This is a genomic window from Pantoea brenneri (genome assembly GCF_038594305.1).
GTDB lineage: Bacteria > Pseudomonadota > Gammaproteobacteria > Enterobacterales > Enterobacteriaceae > Pantoea > Pantoea brenneri.
Map to the genome: position 1 here is coordinate 1 of NZ_JBCGBG010000006.1, position 18976 is coordinate 18976.

18 protein-coding genes are annotated in these 18976 nt (G+C 56.2%); 3 read left to right on the forward strand and 15 right to left on the reverse strand.

The genetic code is table 11. The annotated features are described in order from the left end of the window. Positions 1 to 304: 304 nt before the first annotated feature. The 4 genes from hemG to pepQ are packed head-to-tail and all read right to left on the reverse strand — an operon-like array spanning position 305 to position 4288. Positions 305 to 838, reverse strand: coding sequence for a menaquinone-dependent protoporphyrinogen IX dehydrogenase (hemG, locus tag AABB92_RS18470; protein WP_031375005.1), 534 nt, complete (start codon positions 836 to 838; stop codon positions 305 to 307). 17 nt (positions 839 to 855) lie between these two features. Further along, a complete protein-coding gene (gene trkH, locus AABB92_RS18475) occupies positions 856 to 2307 on the reverse strand; it encodes a Trk system potassium transporter TrkH (protein ID WP_031375006.1) in 1452 nt (483 codons plus the stop codon). Between the two features lie 32 nt (positions 2308 to 2339). Next, positions 2340 to 2957 (reverse strand): IMPACT family protein, encoded by a 618-nt coding sequence (locus AABB92_RS18480; RefSeq protein ID WP_031375007.1) that lies wholly within the window; start codon positions 2955 to 2957, stop codon positions 2340 to 2342. Continuing rightward, entirely contained in the window at positions 2957 to 4288 is a 1332-nt protein-coding gene (gene pepQ / locus AABB92_RS18485) for a Xaa-Pro dipeptidase (RefSeq protein WP_031375008.1), read from the reverse strand. Before pepQ ends, AABB92_RS18480 begins: the two co-directional genes overlap by 1 nt. Before the next feature lie 187 nt (positions 4289 to 4475). On the opposite strand from pepQ, the gene fadB reads away from it, so the two are divergent. Both fadB and fadA read left to right on the forward strand, forming a co-directional pair. Beyond that, on the forward strand, positions 4476 to 6659 hold the full coding sequence (gene fadB, locus AABB92_RS18490; protein WP_031375009.1) for a fatty acid oxidation complex subunit alpha FadB: 2184 nt from the start codon (positions 4476 to 4478) through the stop codon (positions 6657 to 6659). A gap of 10 nt (positions 6660 to 6669) precedes the next feature. Further along, entirely contained in the window at positions 6670 to 7833 is a 1164-nt protein-coding gene (gene fadA, locus AABB92_RS18495; protein WP_031375010.1) for an acetyl-CoA C-acyltransferase FadA, read from the forward strand. Between the two features lie 72 nt (positions 7834 to 7905). Here fadA and fre read toward each other — a convergent pair whose 3' ends face one another. The 3 genes from fre to pepE form a co-directional block, all read right to left on the reverse strand. After that, complete coding sequence (gene fre, locus AABB92_RS18500; protein ID WP_031375011.1) at positions 7906 to 8607, reverse strand: NAD(P)H-flavin reductase; 702 nt, start codon at positions 8605 to 8607, stop codon at positions 7906 to 7908. 41 nt (positions 8608 to 8648) lie between these two features. After that, positions 8649 to 10133: a 4-hydroxy-3-polyprenylbenzoate decarboxylase gene (gene ubiD, locus AABB92_RS18505; RefSeq protein ID WP_046289563.1), complete on the reverse strand. Its 1485-nt coding sequence runs from the start codon at positions 10131 to 10133 to the stop codon at positions 8649 to 8651. An 80-nt stretch (positions 10134 to 10213) separates the two neighbouring features. Then, the gene (pepE, locus tag AABB92_RS18510) at positions 10214 to 10939 is read right to left on the reverse strand and encodes a dipeptidase PepE (RefSeq protein ID WP_031375012.1); all 726 of its coding nucleotides are present in this window, start codon (positions 10937 to 10939) and stop codon (positions 10214 to 10216) included. A 209-nt stretch (positions 10940 to 11148) separates the two neighbouring features. On the opposite strand from pepE, the gene rfaH reads away from it, so the two are divergent. Beyond that, positions 11149 to 11637 (forward strand): transcription/translation regulatory transformer protein RfaH, encoded by a 489-nt coding sequence (rfaH, locus tag AABB92_RS18515; protein ID WP_031375013.1) that lies wholly within the window; start codon positions 11149 to 11151, stop codon positions 11635 to 11637. Here the strand turns inward: rfaH and tatD are convergent. From tatD to rmuC, 8 genes are all read right to left on the reverse strand, one after another. Next, positions 11634 to 12416 carry a 3'-5' ssDNA/RNA exonuclease TatD gene (gene tatD / locus AABB92_RS18520; RefSeq protein ID WP_031375014.1) on the reverse strand — a complete coding sequence of 261 codons (783 nt, stop codon included), beginning with the start codon at positions 12414 to 12416 and terminating at the stop codon, positions 11634 to 11636. The two genes, rfaH and tatD, sit on opposite strands and share 4 nt — an antisense overlap. 90 nt (positions 12417 to 12506) lie before the next feature. Further along, positions 12507 to 13265 carry a Sec-independent protein translocase subunit TatC gene (gene tatC, locus AABB92_RS18525; RefSeq protein ID WP_031375015.1) on the reverse strand — a complete coding sequence of 253 codons (759 nt, stop codon included), beginning with the start codon at positions 13263 to 13265 and terminating at the stop codon, positions 12507 to 12509. Further along, the gene (gene tatB / locus AABB92_RS18530) at positions 13265 to 13957 is read right to left on the reverse strand and encodes a Sec-independent protein translocase protein TatB (protein WP_046289562.1); all 693 of its coding nucleotides are present in this window, start codon (positions 13955 to 13957) and stop codon (positions 13265 to 13267) included. The genes tatC and tatB overlap by 1 nt, the downstream gene beginning before the upstream one ends. Before the next feature lie 3 nt (positions 13958 to 13960). Then, the gene (tatA, locus tag AABB92_RS18535; RefSeq protein WP_031375016.1) at positions 13961 to 14215 is read right to left on the reverse strand and encodes a twin-arginine translocase TatA/TatE family subunit; all 255 of its coding nucleotides are present in this window, start codon (positions 14213 to 14215) and stop codon (positions 13961 to 13963) included. Between the two features lie 111 nt (positions 14216 to 14326). Beyond that, positions 14327 to 15964, reverse strand: coding sequence for a ubiquinone biosynthesis regulatory protein kinase UbiB (ubiB, locus tag AABB92_RS18540; RefSeq protein WP_031375017.1), 1638 nt, complete (start codon positions 15962 to 15964; stop codon positions 14327 to 14329). Further along, complete coding sequence (gene ubiJ / locus AABB92_RS18545) at positions 15961 to 16566, reverse strand: ubiquinone biosynthesis protein UbiJ (protein ID WP_031375018.1); 606 nt, start codon at positions 16564 to 16566, stop codon at positions 15961 to 15963. Before ubiJ ends, ubiB begins: the two co-directional genes overlap by 4 nt. A gap of 11 nt (positions 16567 to 16577) precedes the next feature. Beyond that, positions 16578 to 17336, reverse strand: coding sequence for a bifunctional demethylmenaquinone methyltransferase/2-methoxy-6-polyprenyl-1,4-benzoquinol methylase UbiE (ubiE, locus tag AABB92_RS18550; RefSeq protein ID WP_031375019.1), 759 nt, complete (start codon positions 17334 to 17336; stop codon positions 16578 to 16580). Positions 17337 to 17411: 75 nt separating this feature from the next. Further along, on the reverse strand, positions 17412 to 18911 hold the full coding sequence (gene rmuC, locus AABB92_RS18555; protein WP_031375020.1) for a DNA recombination protein RmuC: 1500 nt from the start codon (positions 18909 to 18911) through the stop codon (positions 17412 to 17414). Positions 18912 to 18976: the final 65 nt, after the last annotated feature.

Consider the following 18976-nt stretch of genomic DNA (forward strand, 5'->3'; position numbering starts at 1 on the left):
ACGCTGATATCAATCCTGCGAGTGCCCACACAGATTGTCTGATAAATTGTTAAAGAGCAGTGCGAGCAGCGGGTTAACCGTCTGTCGCGAGGTGGCGTATATTACGCTTTCCTCCCTCAGAGTCAACCTCTTTTCAGAAGTTTTTCTCCGGCGGCGCAGTCTCCTGTGCCTCTCAACCCGGCGGCCGGTAAGCCGTTGTTCCGTGTCGATGGAGGCGCATTATAGGGAGTTCGCGCGGGCTGACAAGCGTTTATTGCAAAAAGATTACCGTTCGAAGTAATTTTCATCAAATCGCGTTATTTCGCTACGATTTGCCTGGTAACTGTGCAAAATCATTGGCAAAACGGCTGACCTGTTGCCAATCGGTGTACTCCACTTCTTTAGTAGAATCGGTCTCGCCACCGGTCATTCGCATAATCAGCTGAATCATGATGCGATCAAACCAGCGATAACGCGGGTAATAGAGCGCACCAGCAAACACCGCACAGCAATCTGGCCGCCACGGCGACTGTGATAAGAACTTCTGGGTATAGGCATTGGTTTCCGGGGAGCGCTTCTCGGGTTTACGCGCCGTCAGGTTCACCGAGAAGAAACCACTGGTACGCTGCTGCAATTGGTGCAAATGCTGCTTAACAAATGCATCGACCACCGGCTGGAAATGGCCGTAACGAATCGAGGCGCCAATCAGCACCCGATCATACTGTGCCCAGTCAGGCGAAGTGGCATGCTGGATATTCATCACATCACAGTTTTGCTGCTGACCGATCTGCTCAGCTATATAAGAGGCGATTTTTTGCGTTTGTCCGTCACGGGTCGAGTAGAGAATCAGCGCTTTCATTTCAGCATCCTTATTAATTACTCACGCCAGAACGTCGGCGTGAACAGCACCAGCAAGGTAAAGACCTCGAGACGCCCGAATAGCATGGTGGAGATCAATATCCACTTCGCCACATCATTCATTGAGGTGAAGTTATCCGCGACCACCCCCAGACCGGGTCCGAGGTTGTTCAGCGTGGCGGCGACGGCAGCAAAGGCCGAGAAGTCATCTACCCCGGTGGCGATGATTGCCAGCATGCTGATCAGGAACACCAGCGCATAGGCCGAGAAGAATCCCCAGACCGCTTCGAGGATACGCTCCGGCAGCGCCCGGTTGCCCAGCTTGATAGTGTAAACCGCATTCGGGTGGACCAGCCGTTTAAGCTCCCGGTTACCCTGCTTGCACAACAGCAGGATGCGGATCACCTTCAGGCCACCGCCGGTTGAACCGGCGCAGCCACCAATAAAGGCGGAGCACAGCAGCAGAACCGGCAGGAACAGCGGCCAGCGCGCGATGCTGTCGGTAGTAAAACCGGCAGTAGTCGCCATGGAGACGACCTGGAAGAACGCCTGGTTCAGGGTCTGCCAGCCACCGGCGTAGACATTGTGGAACCAGAGCACCAGCGTGCAGATCAACACCAGCGTCAGCTGGACGCCGATAAACATCCGTAACTCCGGGTCACGCCAGTAGACGCGCAGATTACGGCCACTCAGCATGGCAAAGTGCAGACCGTAGTTACAGCCGGAGATCAGCAGAAACACCGCCACGATGGTATTGATGGTGCCGCTATTAAAATAGCCGATACTGGCATCATGGGTGGAAAATCCGCCGATGGCGATGGTCGAGAAGCTGTGGCCAATCGCATCAAAGGCCGGCATCCCCGCCAGCCACAAGGCCAGCGCACAGGCCACCGTCAGCAGCACATAGATCAACCACAGAGTCTTGGCTGTTTCAGCAATGCGCGGCCGCATTTTGTTATCTTTCAGCGGGCCAGGCATCTCAGCGCGATAGAGCTGCATCCCCCCCACGCCCAGTATCGGTAATATCGCCACCGCTAAGACGATGATCCCCATACCGCCGAGCCATTGCAGCATTTGCCGATAGAATAGAATCGCCTTTGGCAGTGAATCCAGTCCGACCAGGGTAGTGGCACCGGTGGTCGTCAGGCCAGAGAACGATTCGAAGAACGCGTCGGTAACCGACAGGTGCGGCTGTTCGGCAAAGATAAACGGCATTGCCCCCACGCTGCCCAGCACCGTCCAGAACAGCACCACAATCAAAAACCCTTCGCGTGGCTTGAGCTCTGTCTTCTGTTTGCGGTTTGGCCACCACAGCAGCGAGCCGATCACCAGCGCCATCATAAACGTCTGGCTAAAGGCCCGACCGGCACCGTCGCGATAAATTAATGCGACCAGGCCGGGCAAAATCATCGTCACTGAAAAGAGGATCACCAGCAGACCGACTATGCGGGTAATGGCGCGAAAGTGCATTCAGCCGTTCCTTTAAATAAAAGAGAAGAACATCAAGGTATGAGCGGGATAAGCGCTAACGCGCCCCGACTAAAGTCTGACAGATTTTGCTGGAATCCGTCGATTTGTCCATAAGGCACGGCCAGCGTCAGTGCAATGCGGTCCTGATACTGGCTGTCGGTGACCTTGCCTTCAAAGCGCTGCACCAGCCGTTCGATATCGCTGAGCTGCGCGTAGTCGCATTGCAAAGTGAACAGTTTCATCGGCACTTTACGCTGGCGCGCCAGTTGCTTAAGCCCCTGCTGCACCCCGCCGCCATACGCTTTCACTAAGCCGCCCGTGCCCAGCATGATGCCACCGTAATAGCGCACCACAACCGCGGTGATTTCACCGATACCGGCGCCCATCAGCTGCGCCAGCATCGGTTTACCGGCGGTGCCGGACGGCTCACCATCGTCAGAGAAACCCAGCTGTTGTGAATCATCTGGCGCGCCAGCCACCCAGGCCCAGCAGTGGTGACGCGCAGCAGGATGTTCATGCCTGACCTGTTGAACAAACGCCCGTGCCGCTTCCGTGCCGTCGGTGTGAGCCAACAGCGTGATAAAGCGGCTCTTTTTGATGGTCTCCTCGCTGACGCTTAACGCCACCGCGGGAATATCAAAGGCGTCCATCAGGCCAGGTGCAGATCGCGGGTCATATTTTCAACGCGATGCGCATGGATCACCACGTTATCCTCAATGCGAATACCGCCGTAAGGCCTGAGCGCATCAATGGCCTGCCAGTTAAAATGCTGGCTGAACCGGCCTTCACGCAGTGGCGTCAGCAGCGAGTCAATAATATAGAAGCCAGGCTCGATGGTTAATACCATGCCGGGTTGCAGCACGCGAGTGCAGCGCAGATAAGGATACTGCGCTGGCGCCGCAAGATGGGTGCCCTGCTCATCCTGCATAAACCCGGCGACGTCATGTACCTGCAGGCCGAGCGGATGCCCTAATCCATGCGGCATGAACGGACCGGTCAGATCTTCCGCCACCAGCGCCTCTTCACTGATGCCCTGCACCAGCTCGAACTTCAGCAGCAATCTGGCGATACGCTGATGCATCTGCAGATGATAATCGGTGTAACGCACGCCTGGCTTCAGGGTCGCGATCAGCGCCAGCTCTTCTGCATTCATCGCCTCGACCATCCGGGCATACAGCGAGCTGCTCTGCGCCGCGTAGCTGCGGGTTAAATCAGCGGCATAGCCAAGATATTCGGCACCCGCGTCAATTAAAAAGCTGTGGCGCTTTGCCGGTGGCTGATGATCCAGACGGGTGTAATGCAGCACCGCCGCGTGTTCATTCAGCGCAATGATGTTGCCGTAAGGTACGTCGGTATCGCGATGACCGGTGGCTGTCAGATAAGCCTGATTGATGTCGAACTCACTTAACCCGGCAGAAAAAGCCTCTTTGGCGGCGCGATGTCCGGCCACGGCCAGCTTCTGCGCCTGGCGCATACAGGCCAGCTCATACTCGGTTTTGATGCTGCGATGGTAATGCAGGAAATCGATCACCGCTTTGGGATTGATATTGCCAGAACTGATACCGAGCTGCGCTGCCCGCGCATTTACCGGGCCAATATAGGCGACATTCTCACGTTGAGCCGGCAACAGCTGCGCAATCTCATCCGCATTTTTCAGGCCGATGACCTCAATCTCAGCGGTCCAGAAGCTGTCCGGCAGCGGCTCAACGTTATGCCAGTAGTCAACCGGAGAGTAAAACCACAACTTTGGTTTACTGACCCCATCAACCCACAGCCAGCAGTTCGGCACCTGCGTTACCGGCACCCAGGCTTTAAACTGTGGATTCACCTTGAACGGATAGGTGTGGTCATCCAGAAACACCGTCAACAACTCACCGGAATGGATCAGCATCGCATCCAGTTTATTGTGTGCCAGCACCTGCTGCGCCCGTTGCTGCAACGTGGCGATATGCGCGTGATACAAGGTCTTCAGGGAATCCATTGACGTCTCTCCAGTGTCGCGAAATGGCCGCAGTTTAGCATACCCCTTAAGCGGATGCCGTGTTGAGAGCGGCTGTGATCTTGTTAGCAAATAAGCAAAGACCCGTTTGCAAAAAATTAACATCACTCCCACACTCTCGATCATCTGGTATGACCAGATCACTTTTCCGCGGTTTCAGGAGACGCACATGCTCTACCAAGGCGCTAACCTTTCTCTTCACTGGCTGGACGATGGCATCGCCGAGCTGGTTTTTGATGCCCCTGGCTCGGTCAATAAGCTTGATACGCAAACCGTCGCCAGCCTGGGCGAAGCCATTGCAGTGCTGGAGCAGCAGTCTGACCTGCGCGGCGTGCTGCTCAGCTCGGCTAAACCGGCCTTCATTGTCGGTGCTGACATCACCGAATTCCTCTCACTGTTTGATGCACCGACCGAAAAACTGAGTCAGTGGCTGAGCTACGCCAACAGCATTTTTAACCGGCTGGAAGATTTACCGGTACCGACGCTGGCCGCCATCGATGGCTATGCGCTGGGTGGTGGATGTGAATGCGTACTGGCAACCGACCTGCGCGTTGCCACTGCCGATGCCCGCATTGGCCTGCCGGAAACGAAACTCGGGATCATGCCAGGCTTCGGCGGCAGCGTCCGTCTGCCGCGTCTGTTAGGAGCCGATAGCGCAATGGAGATCATTGCCGCTGGTAAAGACGTCGACGGAAACGCGGCACTTAAACTCGGTCTGGTCGATGCGGTGGTGGAACGCGATAAACTGCGCGAGGCGGGCATCACCATGCTTAAAGCTGTGGCGCTCGATGGTAGCTGGCGTGCGCGCCGGGCACCGAAACTGGCACCGCTGAAACTGAGCCCGATTGAAGCGGCGATGAGCTTCACCCTTGCCAAAAGTATGGTGATGCAGACCGCAGGCAAACATTACCCAGCGCCACTGATGGCGGTGAAAACCATTGAAGCGGCTGCCGGTCTTGGCCGTGAAGATGCGCTGAAACTGGAAAATGCCGCTTTTGTTCCGCTGGCGCAGTCTGACGAAGCGCGGGCGCTGGTCGGCATCTTCCTCAACGATCAATACGTTAAAGGGCTGGCTAAAAAACGCGGCAGCGAAAGCGGCGCGCCAACGCAGGCGGCCGTACTGGGTGCCGGTATTATGGGTGGCGGCATCAGCTACCAGTCAGCCTGGAAAGGCGTGCCGGTCAAAATGAAAGACATCAATCCACAGGCCCTGACGCTCGGGATGAACGAAGCCAGCAAGTTGCTTAATAAGCTGCTGGAGCGCGGCAAAATTGACGGCAATAAGCTGGCCAGCGTGATTGCGACCATTCAGCCAACGCTGGATTACGCCGGTTTTGAACACGCCGACGTGGTGGTCGAAGCGGTGGTCGAGAATCCCCTGATTAAAGCTAAAGTGCTGGCCGAAACCGAGCAGCACCTGCGGGACGACGCCATCCTGGCCTCCAATACCTCCACCATTCCCATCAGTCAGCTGGCACAGGCGCTGCAACGTCCGGAAAATTTCTGCGGCATGCACTTCTTCAATCCGGTGCCGCGTATGCCGCTGGTAGAAGTGGTGCGTGGCGAGAAAACCAGTGAAGCGACCCTGAGCAAAGTAGTGGCCTGGGCCAGCAAAATGGGTAAAACCCCGATTGTGGTCAATGATTGCCCCGGCTTCTTCGTCAACCGGGTGCTGTTCCCCTACTTCGCCGCCTTCAGCCTGCTGCTGCGCGACGGTGCTGACTTCCGTCAGATTGATAAAGTAATGGAAAAACAGTTTGGCTGGCCAATGGGACCATCGTGGTTGCTGGATGTAGTCGGCATCGATACCGCGCATCATGCGCAAAGCGTAATGGCGGAAGGTTTTCCACAACGCATGAAACACGATTATCGCGATGCGATCGATCTGCTGTTTGAGGCCGGTCGTTTTGGTCAGAAAAATGGCAAAGGCTTCTGGCGCTGGGAAACCGACAAAAAGGGCAAACAGAAAAAAGTGGCAGACAGCGAGGTCGATACGCTGTTGCAACAGGTTTGCCAGCCTAAGCGTGTCTTCAGCGACGAAGAGATCCTTAATCGCATGATGCTGCCAATGCTGAATGAAGTGGTGCGCTGCTTGGAGGAGAAAATCATCGCCTCGCCGGCCGAAGCAGATATGGCGCTGGTATACGGTCTCGGCTTCCCGCCTTTCCGCGGCGGCGCCTTCCGCTACCTCGATACCCTGGGCAACAGCAATGTGGTCGATCAGGCCCGGCGCTACAGCGCACTCGGTGGCCTGTATGAATTGCCTGAACTGCTGGTGCAAAAAGCGCATCAGCATCAAAGCTGGTATCCCGCCGCCAAACCAATTGACGAAGCCGCGCTGAAAAGCGCCTGAGGGCAAAAATATGGAAAATGTGGTGATTATCGATGCGGTACGTACGCCGATGGGTCGTTCAAAAGGCGGTGCTTTTCGTCATGTACGTGCCGAGGATCTTTCCGCCCACCTGATGCGTGAGCTGCTGAGCCGCAACCCGGCGGTCAATCCTGCCACGCTGGATGACATTGTCTGGGGCTGCGTGCAGCAGACGCTGGAACAGGGGTTTAACATTGCGCGTAACGCCGCCCTGCTGGCTGAAATACCGCACTCGGTACCGGCAACTACCGTCAACCGCCTGTGCGGCTCATCGATGCAGGCACTGCATGATGCCGCCCGTGCCATTATGGTCGGCGATGCGCACAGCTGCCTGATTGGCGGAGTGGAACATATGGGACACGTGCCGATGAATCACGGCGTCGACTTTCATCCGGGCCTCGGCCGCACCGTGGCCAAAGCGGCGGGGATAATGGGCCTGACCGCTGAAATGCTGGCACGTATGCATCATATCAGCCGCGAGCAGCAGGATGCGTTTGCCCTGCGTTCGCACCAGCGCGCCTGGCAGGCAACTCAGCGCGGTGATTTCAAAGCGGAGATCGTCGCCACTGCCGGTCACGACAGCGACGGCATTCTCAAACGCTACGATTACGATGAGGTCATCCGTGAAGAGACCAGCGCCGAAGGTCTGGCGGCACTGCGGCCGGCGTTTGATCCGGTCAATGGCACGGTAACGGCGGGCACCTCGTCAGCGCTGTCTGATGGCGCGGCCGCGATGCTGGTGATGAGCGAATCCCGCGCCCGTGAACTGGGGCTGACCCCGCGTGCCCGCATCAGAAGTATGGCGGTGGTCGGCTGCGATCCGTCAATCATGGGCTACGGCCCGGTGCCGGCCAGCAGGCTGGCGCTGAAACGTGCCGGTCTGAGCGTCAATGATATTGACGTGTTTGAACTCAATGAGGCGTTTGCAGCACAAACCCTGCCATGCATAAAGGATTTGGGTTTGCTGGATCGGCTGGATGAAAAGGTCAATCTGAATGGTGGTGCGATTGCGCTGGGTCACCCGCTGGGCTGTTCCGGGGCACGTATCAGTACCACATTGCTTAACATCATGGCGCGACGCGATGCGCAGTTTGGTCTGGCGACCATGTGCATCGGTTTAGGTCAGGGCATCGCCACCGTATTCGAGCGTCTGTAATACGTTGGGTCACTTCTTTGTCCGATTTACCCGCCCGTGATGGGCGGGTTTTTTCTTTTGGCTTGTCGTCGATCAGATGAAGGCGAAAGCATCACCATACATCTGCGATTCCAGCGCACCGCGTTCGGCGCAGAAGCGATCGCGTGCGATCTTGGCCATCTCGAAACGGCCAGCAATATAGATCTCATGCTCGCTCAGCGTGCTGAAATCCTGCATTACCGCGGTTAATACCGTACCCGAACGTCCCTGCCAGCCCGCTTCCGGCTGCTCGACCACCGGGATCACCTTCAGGTTGGGGTGTTTCACCGCCAGCGCATCCAGCTCATCCAGATCGTACAGATGCTTCAGCTCACGTCCGCCCCAGTAAATGGCGATATCACGATCCGGCTGCTGCGCTAACGCGGTCAGCAGAATGGAACGGGCATAGGAGAAGCCGGTACCGCCAGCGATCAGGATCAACGGTTTGCTGCTCTCTTCGCGCAGCCAGGCATCACCGTGCGGCATGTCGACGGTGATCTGGCGATCGTCACGAATACGATCCATCACCGCCATGGCGTACAGGTTGAGATCGGACGCACCGATGTGCAGCTCAATGATATCCTTTTCCATTGGCGTTGAGGCCAGTGAAAACGGGCGCTTATCACGCTCATCCATCACCACCATCAGATACTGTCCCGCGCGAAAACTGAAATCCGCTTCCGGAATCAGGCGAACGCGATACACCGTGTCGGTAATCGCTTCAACTGAAGTTACTTTACAGCTTAACGTTGTCATGCGTTCCCTCTGTCGGGTCGTCTTTATGGTTGTGCTCGCCATCAACGCTGTGGCGGCTGATCAAAAATACCTAACTCATCCCAGATAGCATCAATGCGCGCGGTAATCGCAGGATCTTTCACGATAGGTGTGCCCCATTCGCGCTGCGTTTCGCCCGGCCATTTGTTGGTCGCATCCATCCCCATCTTCGACCCCAGCCCGGAAACCGGTGAGGCGAAATCGAGATAGTCGATCGGCGTATTTTCCACTAATACCGTGTCACGCGCCGGATCCATGCGGGTGGTAATCGCCCAGATCACATCATTCCAGTCACGCGCATTAACATCATCGTCACACACAATAACAAATTTGGTGTACATGAACTGCCGCAGAAATGACCAGACGCCAAACATTACCCGTTTGGCATGCCCGGCATACTGCTTTTTGATGGTTACCACCGCCAGCCGGTAGGAACATCCTTCCGGCGGCAGATAGAAATCGACAATTTCCGGGAACTGCTTGATCAGAATCGGCACCAGCACTTCATTCAACGCCACACCCAGTACGGCGGGCTCATCCGGCGGACGGCCGGTATAGGTCGAGTGATAAATTGCCTGATGCCGCTGGGTAATGTGCGTCACGGTAAAAACCGGGAAGCTATCTACTTCATTGTAGTAGCCGGTGTGGTCGCCGTAAGGCCCTTCAGGTGCCATGTCGCCTGCCTCGATGTAACCCTCCAGCACGATCTCCGCGCTGGCTGGCACTTCCAGATCGTTCGACAGGCATTTCACCACTTCGGTTTTATTGCCGCGCAGCAGACCAGCAAACGCATATTCTGACAGCGTATCCGGCACCGGCGTTACCGCACCGAGAATAGTCGCAGGGTCAGCACCGAGCGCCACCGAGACCGGAAAACGCTCGCCCGGATGCGCTTTGCTCCACTCCTGAAAATCGAGCGCGCCGCCACGGTGCGACAGCCAGCGCATAATCAGCCGGTTTTTGCCGATCACCTGTTGGCGGTAAATGCCGAGATTCTGTCGCTCTTTATGCGGACCGCGGGTGACGGTCAGACCCCAGGTAATCAGCGGCGCGGCATCGCCCGGCCAGCATTTCATCACCGGAATGCGCGACAGATCGACCTCATCACCGCTGAACACCACTTCCTGGCAGGGCGCATTGCGCAGGCGTTTAGTCGGCATGTTGAGCACCTGCTTAAACTGCGGCATCTTATCGAACAGATCGCGAAAGCCTTTTGGTGGCTCCGGCTCTTTCAGAAATGCCAGCAGTTTGCCTACTTCCCGCAGTGCACTCACCTCTTCCTGACCCATCCCCATGGCGACGCGCTTTGGCGTGCCAAACAGGTTACACAGCACTGGCATGTCATACCCTTTCGGGTTTTCAAACAGCAGCGCGGGCCCGCCGGCACGCAGCGTGCGGTCGGCGATTTCGGTCATTTCCAGGACGGGATCAATCGATTGCTTAATTCTTTTTAACTCACCGCGCTGTTCGAGCAGCGCGAGAAAGTCGCGTAAATCGTGATATTTCATGCGGCTTTAGCTTTCCGGCCAGAGTGAATCGGCCATTATAGGGCTGATTATGCGGTTGTGTTGAGGTTTATGCGGCAACCTTAATCACAGCGAAAAGGCACCAGCGGCTGAAGCGCGCGGGTATCGTGATAAGCCTGAATCGGCTCGCCGTGGCGGAACACCTTAAAGTCTTCGTTGCGCACACTGTGATAGCGTAGCCGATCGTCATGCAGATGCAGAAAGCTGCCTTCACGCAGCGCAATCACCGACTCGGACGGATTGACGGCACAGAATTCAGCCAGCCGCTCGTCACGTGTTTCGCCCATATGACCGCTGACGCTGGCATCCAGGTAGTGAGGATTGATCTGCACCGGGAACAGCCCCAGCGCAGGCAGCACCACGCTACTACGCACCGGCATATCATTGGTGGTGCGAATCGACGGCGTCGCCACATTACAACCAGCACTCCAGCCGACATACGGCACCTGCCGTTCACGCACCGCGCGCTGTATCGCCACGATTAAGCCCTGCTCATGCAGCATCTGGTTCAGCAACCAGGTATTACCGCCGCTGACTAAAATCAGCTCCGCCTGGGCGATTGCCTCAGCCGGTGAGGAAAAAGCGTCAACGGTGCGCACCGCAATGCCCAGTGACGCACTGAGATCGGCGGCGCGCTGCGCATGATCGCCCCGGATAATGGCGTAAGGAATCAGCACCGCTGAACGGATAGCACGTCTGGCAATCATGGCGTGTAACTGCGGCTGAGCATAACCCAGTAACGGCGCATCATCCGCCAGCTTGCCGTTGCTTAACAAAAAGAGTTCCATCAGATGATCCTTTTCGCCGGTATGATGGCCACCGAGTCTGATACAGAGCAGGGTGAAACGTCAATTTCCAATCGCCTTTTCTGTCACTATCCGGCATCTTAAGAAAAGTCTCAGTTTATTTTCTGCGCGCTGCGCTTTTCCCCTGCCCGATGCGCTATAACTCTGGCAGCAGGTTTGCTATTCTTAGCGTCCATTCGATGGGAGCGGTTATGGAATCCTGGTATTTACTCTATTGCAAACGTGGTCAGCTATTGCGCGCGAAGGAGCATCTGGAGCGGCAAGAAGTGAATTGCCTCAGCCCGATGATCGCTCTGGAAAAGATCGTGCGCGGTAAACGCACCACGGTGAGTGAGCCGCTGTTTCCTAACTATCTGTTCATCGAATTCGATCCGGAAGCGATTCATACCACCACCATCAGCAGCACGCGCGGCGTCAGCCACTTTGTGCGCTTTGGCACTACGCCCGCTACGGTGCCGCCTGCGGTGATTGAAGCGCTGGAAACCGATGTCCCGCAAATTCTGCTCGATCCTGAAACGCCACAAATCGGCGATGAAGTTGTCATCACCGAAGGGACGTTTGAAGGGCTACGCGCCATCTTTGCCGAGCCGGATGGCGAAACCCGTTCGATTCTGTTGCTCAACCTGCTGAATAAACAGGTGATGCGCAGCGTGGATAACAAACAGTTCCGTAAGATCTAAACCAGACGGAACAGCGTCCGCGCATTGTTATCAACGCAGGCCGCCAGCGCCTCGCTGCTCTCGCCACGCCATATCGCCACCTGTTGCACAATATGCGGTAAGAAGCAGGGTTCGTTACGACGTGAAGTCGGACGCGGTCGCATATCGCGCGGCAATAAATAGGGCGAGTCGGTTTCCAGCAGCAACTTATCGGCCGGGATCAGCGGCAGCATTTCACGCAGTTCAAGCCCGCGACGTTCATCACACACCCAGCCAGTAATTCCTATCGATAATCCTAGCGCCAGGCACGCTTCCAGTTCATCGCGCGTGCCGGTAAAGCAGTGAATTACCGCACCCGGCAGTTTTGGCAGCCAGGGCGCCACGATGGCTGCAAAGCGCGCATGGGCTTCGCGGCAGTGCAGAAACACCGGCATATTCAGTTCGGCTGCCAGCGCCAGCTGTGCTTCAAACGCATACTCCTGCTGCTCATGGGCTGACAGGTTGCGGTTAAAATCGAGCCCGCATTCGCCGATAGCCACCACTTCCGGTTTCTCCGCCAGCCGACGCAGCGTGCTGGCGATCTCCGTTGACCATTCGCTGGCGTGGTGCGGATGCACGCCCGCGGTAGACCAGCAAAAGCCCGGCTGATTCTCAGCCAGTTTCTGCGCCTGCTGGCTCTCCAGCGCATTGGTGCCGGTAATCAGCATGCCGGTGACGCCCGCTTCACGCGCGCGTTTTACCACCTTTGGCCGGTCGGAGGCGAATTGCGTGCTGGTCAGGTTTACACCGATATCAAACATAATTTTTCCCACAGTTTTACTAAACAAAAACCGCCCCGGAGGGCGGTTCGGATTGATCTCTGCCCGCCAGAGCGGGACCTGAAGATCGCGTCAGGATTCGGTGTTATGTTCCTCATCCTGTGCCCGGCGGCCTTTGCCCACATAGTATCGGGAAAAGAATACGCCGACTTCAAACAGGCAGTACATCGGAATAGCGAGCAAAGTTTGGGAAAAAACGTCCGGCGGCGTCAGTAACATGCCGACCACGAAGGCCCCGACCAGAATATAGGGACGTTTCTTTTTCAGATCGTCCGGGCTGGTGATACCAGTCCAGCACAACAGTACAATCGCTACCGGCACTTCAAACGCCACGCCAAACGCCATAAACAACGTCATGACAAAATCGAGGTATTTGGTAATGTCGGTCGCCATGGTGACGCCAATCGGCGCGGTTTTGGTAAAGAAACCAAACGCCAGCGGGAAGACGACAAAGTAGGCAAATGCCACACCGATATAGAACAGAAAGGTGCTGGAAAACAGCAGCGGCATTACCAGTCTGCGTTCATGGCGATAGAGCGCAGGCGCAATGAACGCCCAGACCTGATAGAGGATCACCGGCACCGCCAGAAATACCGACACAATAATCGTCAGTTTAATCGGGGTGAAAAACGGCGAAGCCACATCGGTGGCGATCATGCTGGAGCCGATTGGCATCTGACTGATGAGCGGTGCCGCCACCAGTTGATAGATATCATTGGCAAAATAAACCAGCGCCAGGAATATCACTAAAACGGCGATGATGCAGTTCAGCAGTCGCTTACGCAGCTCAATCAGATGACTGATGAGCGGTTGGGTATCTTCAACGGCCATTATCGTTCATCACTTGCAGAAGAGGGGGAAGCGGAAGTGCGCGTAGTGGCGGCGTCAGGTTTGCTGGCTGATGCCGTGTCAGCACGGGCTGGTGCCTGAACTGGCGCGCTGGCTACAGTCGCTGCCGGCTGCCCGGCTGATGCCGTTTCCACAGACGGTGCCTGAGCGGGCGCGCTGGCTACAGCCGCTGCTGGCTGCCCGGCTGATGCCGTTTCCACAGACGGTGTCTGAACTGGCGCGCTGGCCTGATGATCAGCCGCCGCAGGCGTGCCTGACGGCGACGCAGTACCGGCCGCTGCCGGATGCACTTCCGGCTGGTCCGCCAGAGGCGGCGCCGATCGGTGCTGTGGCGAGTGAATAGTGTTGGCTTCGTCTTCCTCTTTTTCAATGTCGATGCTCTGGCTGACCGAGCGCTTCATTGAATCCGCAGTCTTACGCAGCTCTTCCATTGACTCTTTCAGCTCCGGCGACAGTGTCCCGCGGCCCGCTTCTTCCACCTTTTTCAGGCTGTCCTGCAACTCCTGCAGTTTCAGCTCCTGCGCCAGTTCGTTTTGCACATTGGCTGCCAGCGAACGAATCGCCCTGATCCAGCCGACCACGGTTTTCACCGCAACCGGTAAACGTTGTGGGCCGAGTACAATCAGCCCGATAACGAACACCAATACCAGTTCACTAAAACCAATGTCGAACACGGTTTACACCTGCTTGTCGTTCTTAACTTCTTCTTTAGTAGCCGAAGTTTGCTGTTTGTCCGCCAGCGTTTTGGCGCTGAAGTCAGCGTCCTGCTCTTTCGGTTGATCCTTTTTGTCGTCCTCATCGCCCATGGCTTTTTTGAAGCCACGAATCGAGGAACCCAAATCCGAACCCAGATTACGTAATTTATTGGTACCGAACAGAAGTACAACAATCACGGCAATAATTAACAATTGCCAAATACTGATACCGCCCATGAGATAGCCTCTAATATTCTGTGAAAAACGATGGGGTAATGCACCACAGAGCGCCCTTATCAACCCGGGCCTGAGCCAGCGACATTACCGTGTTTTTGGCTGAAGTGACAATCAGTTTGTCTTACGCCAGCCGATTAACCATGAGACGATGCCCGCTGCCATTAATACCGCCGGAAACAGGTCCCAGTCCGGTCGCGAAAGCAGCACTGCCGTGCCGCTGAGCAGCAGGGTTGCGCCAACGCCAAACAGATAGCGTGCCTGGTGATGCCGGGTACGCTGCGCATTGAGATCGCCCACTAATTTGTCAACGCTATGCCGCAAAAGTTTATGCTGGCGCATGCTGTCATAAAACAGTTCCGGCAGTTCCGGTAACTTCTCGGCCCAGAACGGTGCTTTCTCTTTAACCGCGCGAATGATGGCGGGCAGACCGACCTGATCCTTGATCCACTCTTCGAGGAACGGCTTGGCGGTCTTCCACAGGTCAAGCTGCGGATAGAGCTGACGACCAATACCTTCCACATACAGCAGAGTCTTTTGCAGCAGCACCAGCTGCGGCTGGACTTCCATATTAAACCGACGCGCGGTATTGAACAGATTCAGCAGCACGTGACCGAAGGAAATTTCAGCCAGCGGCTTTTCAAAAATCGGCTCACAGACGGTGCGAATCGCAAATTCAAAATCTTCGACGTTGGTATCGGGCGGCACCCAGCCAGAGTCAACGTGCAGCTCCGCCACCTTGCGGTAGTCGCGGTTAAAAAAGGCGATAAAGTTTTCAGCCAGATAGCGCTTATCTTCTTTGTTGAGCGACCCGACAATACCGCAGTCGATGCCGATGTATTGCGGATCTTCCGGATGCTCATAGCTGACAAAAATATTGCCGGGATGCATATCAGCATGGAAGAAACTGTCGCGGAATACCTGGGTGAAGAACACCTGCACACCACGCTCTGCCAGCAGCTTCATGTTGACCCCGTGTCGCTCCAGCGTGGCGACGTCCGAAATCGGAATGCCGTAAATACGTTCCATCACCATCATGGTTTCGCTGCAGTAGTCGGAATAGACTTCCGGTACATAAAGCATCCGGCTGTCTTCAAAATTGCGGCGTAACTGAATGGCGTTCGCGGCTTCGCGTAACAGGTTCAGCTCATCAAGCAGGGTTTTTTCGTAGTCGCGCACCACTTCAACCGGACGCAGACGACGGCCATCAGGCAGTAAACGCGGCACCCAGCGCGCCAGGCGATAGATCAGCTTCATGTCAGCTTTGATCACCGGCAAAATATCCGGACGAATGACTTTGATCACCACTTTCTTGCCGGTCGACTTCAGCGTTGCCGTGTGAACCTGGGCAATCGACGCTGATGCCAGCGGCTTAATGTCAAAATCATCAAACCAGGTTTCGATCGGTGCGCCCATTGAGGCTTCGATCTGCGCTTTCGCTTTAACGCCATCAAACGGTGCAACCCGGTCCTGCAGAATGGCCAGCTGATCGGCGATCATCGGCGGGAACAGGTCACGGCGGGTCGACAGCATCTGACCAAACTTAATCCATACCGGCCCCAGCTGCTCCATCGCCATGCGCATGCGGGCGCCGGTCGGTTCATTCTGATGCAGATTGGGTAACCAGAAAATACAGCGACGCCACAGGCGAAGCGGAAGGGTAAGGCGCGTGTTGGGAATCAGTTCATCAAGGCCGTAAGTCAAAAATACCTTCATGATCAAATATAAGCGGCGGATCTCTCCAAAACTCATTTTGCCTCCAGCTGCGCCAGACGCGCATTAAGCGCCTCAAGCGAACGTTCCATCGCGTCGACCTCCTCGGAAAACCAGGCTAATTCGAGCGAGCCTGGCGCGACACGCCACTCTTCGGTCAGTGCCTGACCGAGGTAATCCTGCCGACGCCCGACTTCGCCTTTTATCCGGCGAAAGACCCGTTGTGCGCCCTGACTGATGCCCTGTGCCGCAATATCGCCGACCCACGGCGCCAGGTATTCCGCCGGATCCAGCTCGGCCAGATCCATCAGCGCGGAAAACTGCTGCACTACCTGCAAATCACCTTCTACCTGCAACTCACCGCTGCGAATCAGCGGCGTCAGCTGCTGGCGATCGCGCAACTTCGGCAAGGTTTTCAGTGAAGTAATCACCGTGCAGTCGCTGGTATCCTGCCAGTCAGCCACCACATCCAGCTGCTGCTCACTGAATACCAGCACCAGCGGATGGGAAAACTCGCTCAGACGCAGCGTCAGGACCTTACCGGTCAGACGCTGCCGTGCCGCCTTCAGGCCGCGATCGCGATACAACATGCGGTTCAGCGCTGTTTCCAGGCCCGCGGTAATCAAGGGCGTTAGGTTCATCACCATCTCACTCAGAACTTAAATCCACGGTGTAAGGCCACAATGCCGCCGGTCATATTGGAGTAAGTGGTATTTTCAAAACCGACGTCGTTCATCATCGCTTTCAGCGTTTCCTGATCGGGATGCATGCGGATCGATTCGGCCAGATAGCGATAGCTCTCGGCGTCCTGCGCCACCAGTTGCCCGATACGCGGCAGAATATGGAACGAGTAAGCGTCATAGGCTTTGCTCAGCGGATCAATCACCGGTTTGGAGAACTCCAGTACCAGTAACCGTCCGCCCGGCTTCAGCACACGGAACATAGAGGCCAGCGCCTTCTCTTTTTCCGTTACGTTGCGTAAGCCGAAGGAGATGGTGATGCAATCGAAGTAGTTATCCGGGAACGGCAGAGCTTCTGCGTTGGCCTGCACGTAGCTCACGTTGCCGACCACGCCGAGATTGCGCAGCTTTTCACGGCCCATCTTCAGCATCGAACTGTTGATATCGGCCAGCACTACCTGACCCGTTTCGCCCACCAGGCGAGAAAATTTAGCCGTCAGATCGCCGGTTCCGCCGGCCAGATCTAACACGCGTTGACCGCGACGTACGCCGCTGCTGTCAATGGTAAAACGCTTCCAGACACGATGGACGCCAAAGGACATCAAATCGTTCATCAGGTCATATTTTGCCGCTACGGAGTGAAACACATCCGCAACTTTGTCGGCTTTTTCGCTTTTGGCGACCGTCTGAAAGCCAAAATGGGTGGTTTCCTGCTGTGATTCATCTGCCATCGGTTTTACCTGCTCCACAAACAATACTTCCCGAAGTGTATCAGAGTCACGGAAGTCAGGCACGCTGCGCCCATACTATTCGTGGAGGCGTCTCACACACATGGCTCTGTCATCCGCATCATCATCGTCGTCCTGCTCTTCATCAGCCGGATTTTCCGGCATCGCCCGCTCCACCAGCTGAGGATTAATCGACCGTTTCACTTCAACCCCCAGCGCACGGAAACCTTCCGTCTGCGCAATCAGGTTGCCGCGTCCTTCGGCCAGTTTTTTCATCGCCTCGCGGTAGCTGATTTGCGCCTTATCCAGGCTGTGACCAATACCACTCATGTCATCAACGAACAGCCGCATTTTGTCATACAGCCGGGTGGCGCGGTCAGCAATACGCTGCGCATTGCGGCTTTGGTGCTCGTAACGCCACAGGTTATTGATGGTACGCAGCGCTACCAGCAGCGTGGTGGGACTGACCAGCATGATATTCTGCTGCAGCGCCTCGCCAATCAGCTCTGGCTGGCGATCGATCGCCAGCAAAAACGCCGGTTCGACCGGAATAAACATCAACACATAATCAAGCGAGCGTAAACCGGGCAATTGTTGATAATCTTTACGTCCCAGCAGACGAATATGGCTGCGCATCGCGCTGACATGTTCCTGAATCGCCTGTTCACGCTCAACCTCATCTTCCGCATTGAAGTAACGCTCATAGGCGACCAGCGTCATTTTGGCGTCCACCACCACATCTTTGCCCTGCGGCAGACGCACAATGACATCCGGCTGCATCCTGCCCTGCTGCTCCGACTGAATGCTGACCTGGGTTTCATACTCATAGCCTTCACGCAGCCCGGACGCTTCCAGCACCCGGCTGAGCACCACTTCGCCCCAGTTGCCCTGGATTTTATTGTCGCCTTTCAGCGCTTTGGTAAGGTTGAGCGCTTCCTGCGCCATTTGCGCATTAAGCTGCTGTAACTGACGGATTTCGTGGGTCAGGGTGTGCCGCTCACGCGCTTCCGCGCCAAAGCTCTCATGCACCTGACGACGGAAACCATCCAGCTGTTCACGCAACGGGCCGATCAGGCTGTCGAGGCTCTGGCGATTCTGTTCATCGACGCGGCGGCCGCTATTTTCGAAAATACGGTTGGCGAGGTTTTCAAACTGGGCGCTGAGGCGTTGCTCGCTGTTGGTCAGCAGACGCTGCTTCTCTTCGGCGGCGAAGCGGGTCTCTTCAAGACGGATGGTTACCTCACGCAGCTCCGCTTCCTGGGCGCTGTTGACCTCCAGCTGGTTGCGCAGTTCCCGGTTAAGCTGTTCGCTCTCATTGCGCCAGTAATCGAGCTGTTGCAGACGTTCATTGGCACCACTCAGCGCACCATGAAGCTGGCGCAGTTCCTGCTCACGCTGCTGCGCCTGCTGCTGAAGCTGTTCAATCTGCTGCTGCTGGCGCTGTTGTGCCTCTTCCAGCAGACGGCGCTCGGTTAAGAAACTGGCGGCCTGATGCCCGACACGTAACTGTGCCAGCATCCAGCCAATTCCTGCGCCGGCGAGTGCCAGACAGATGCTGATAATGATGTGCTGATCCATGATTTCCCCGCGACTCAAGCTGCTGAGGGAAAAGGTAGAGTCGCACTGTATGAATGTCCAGATAT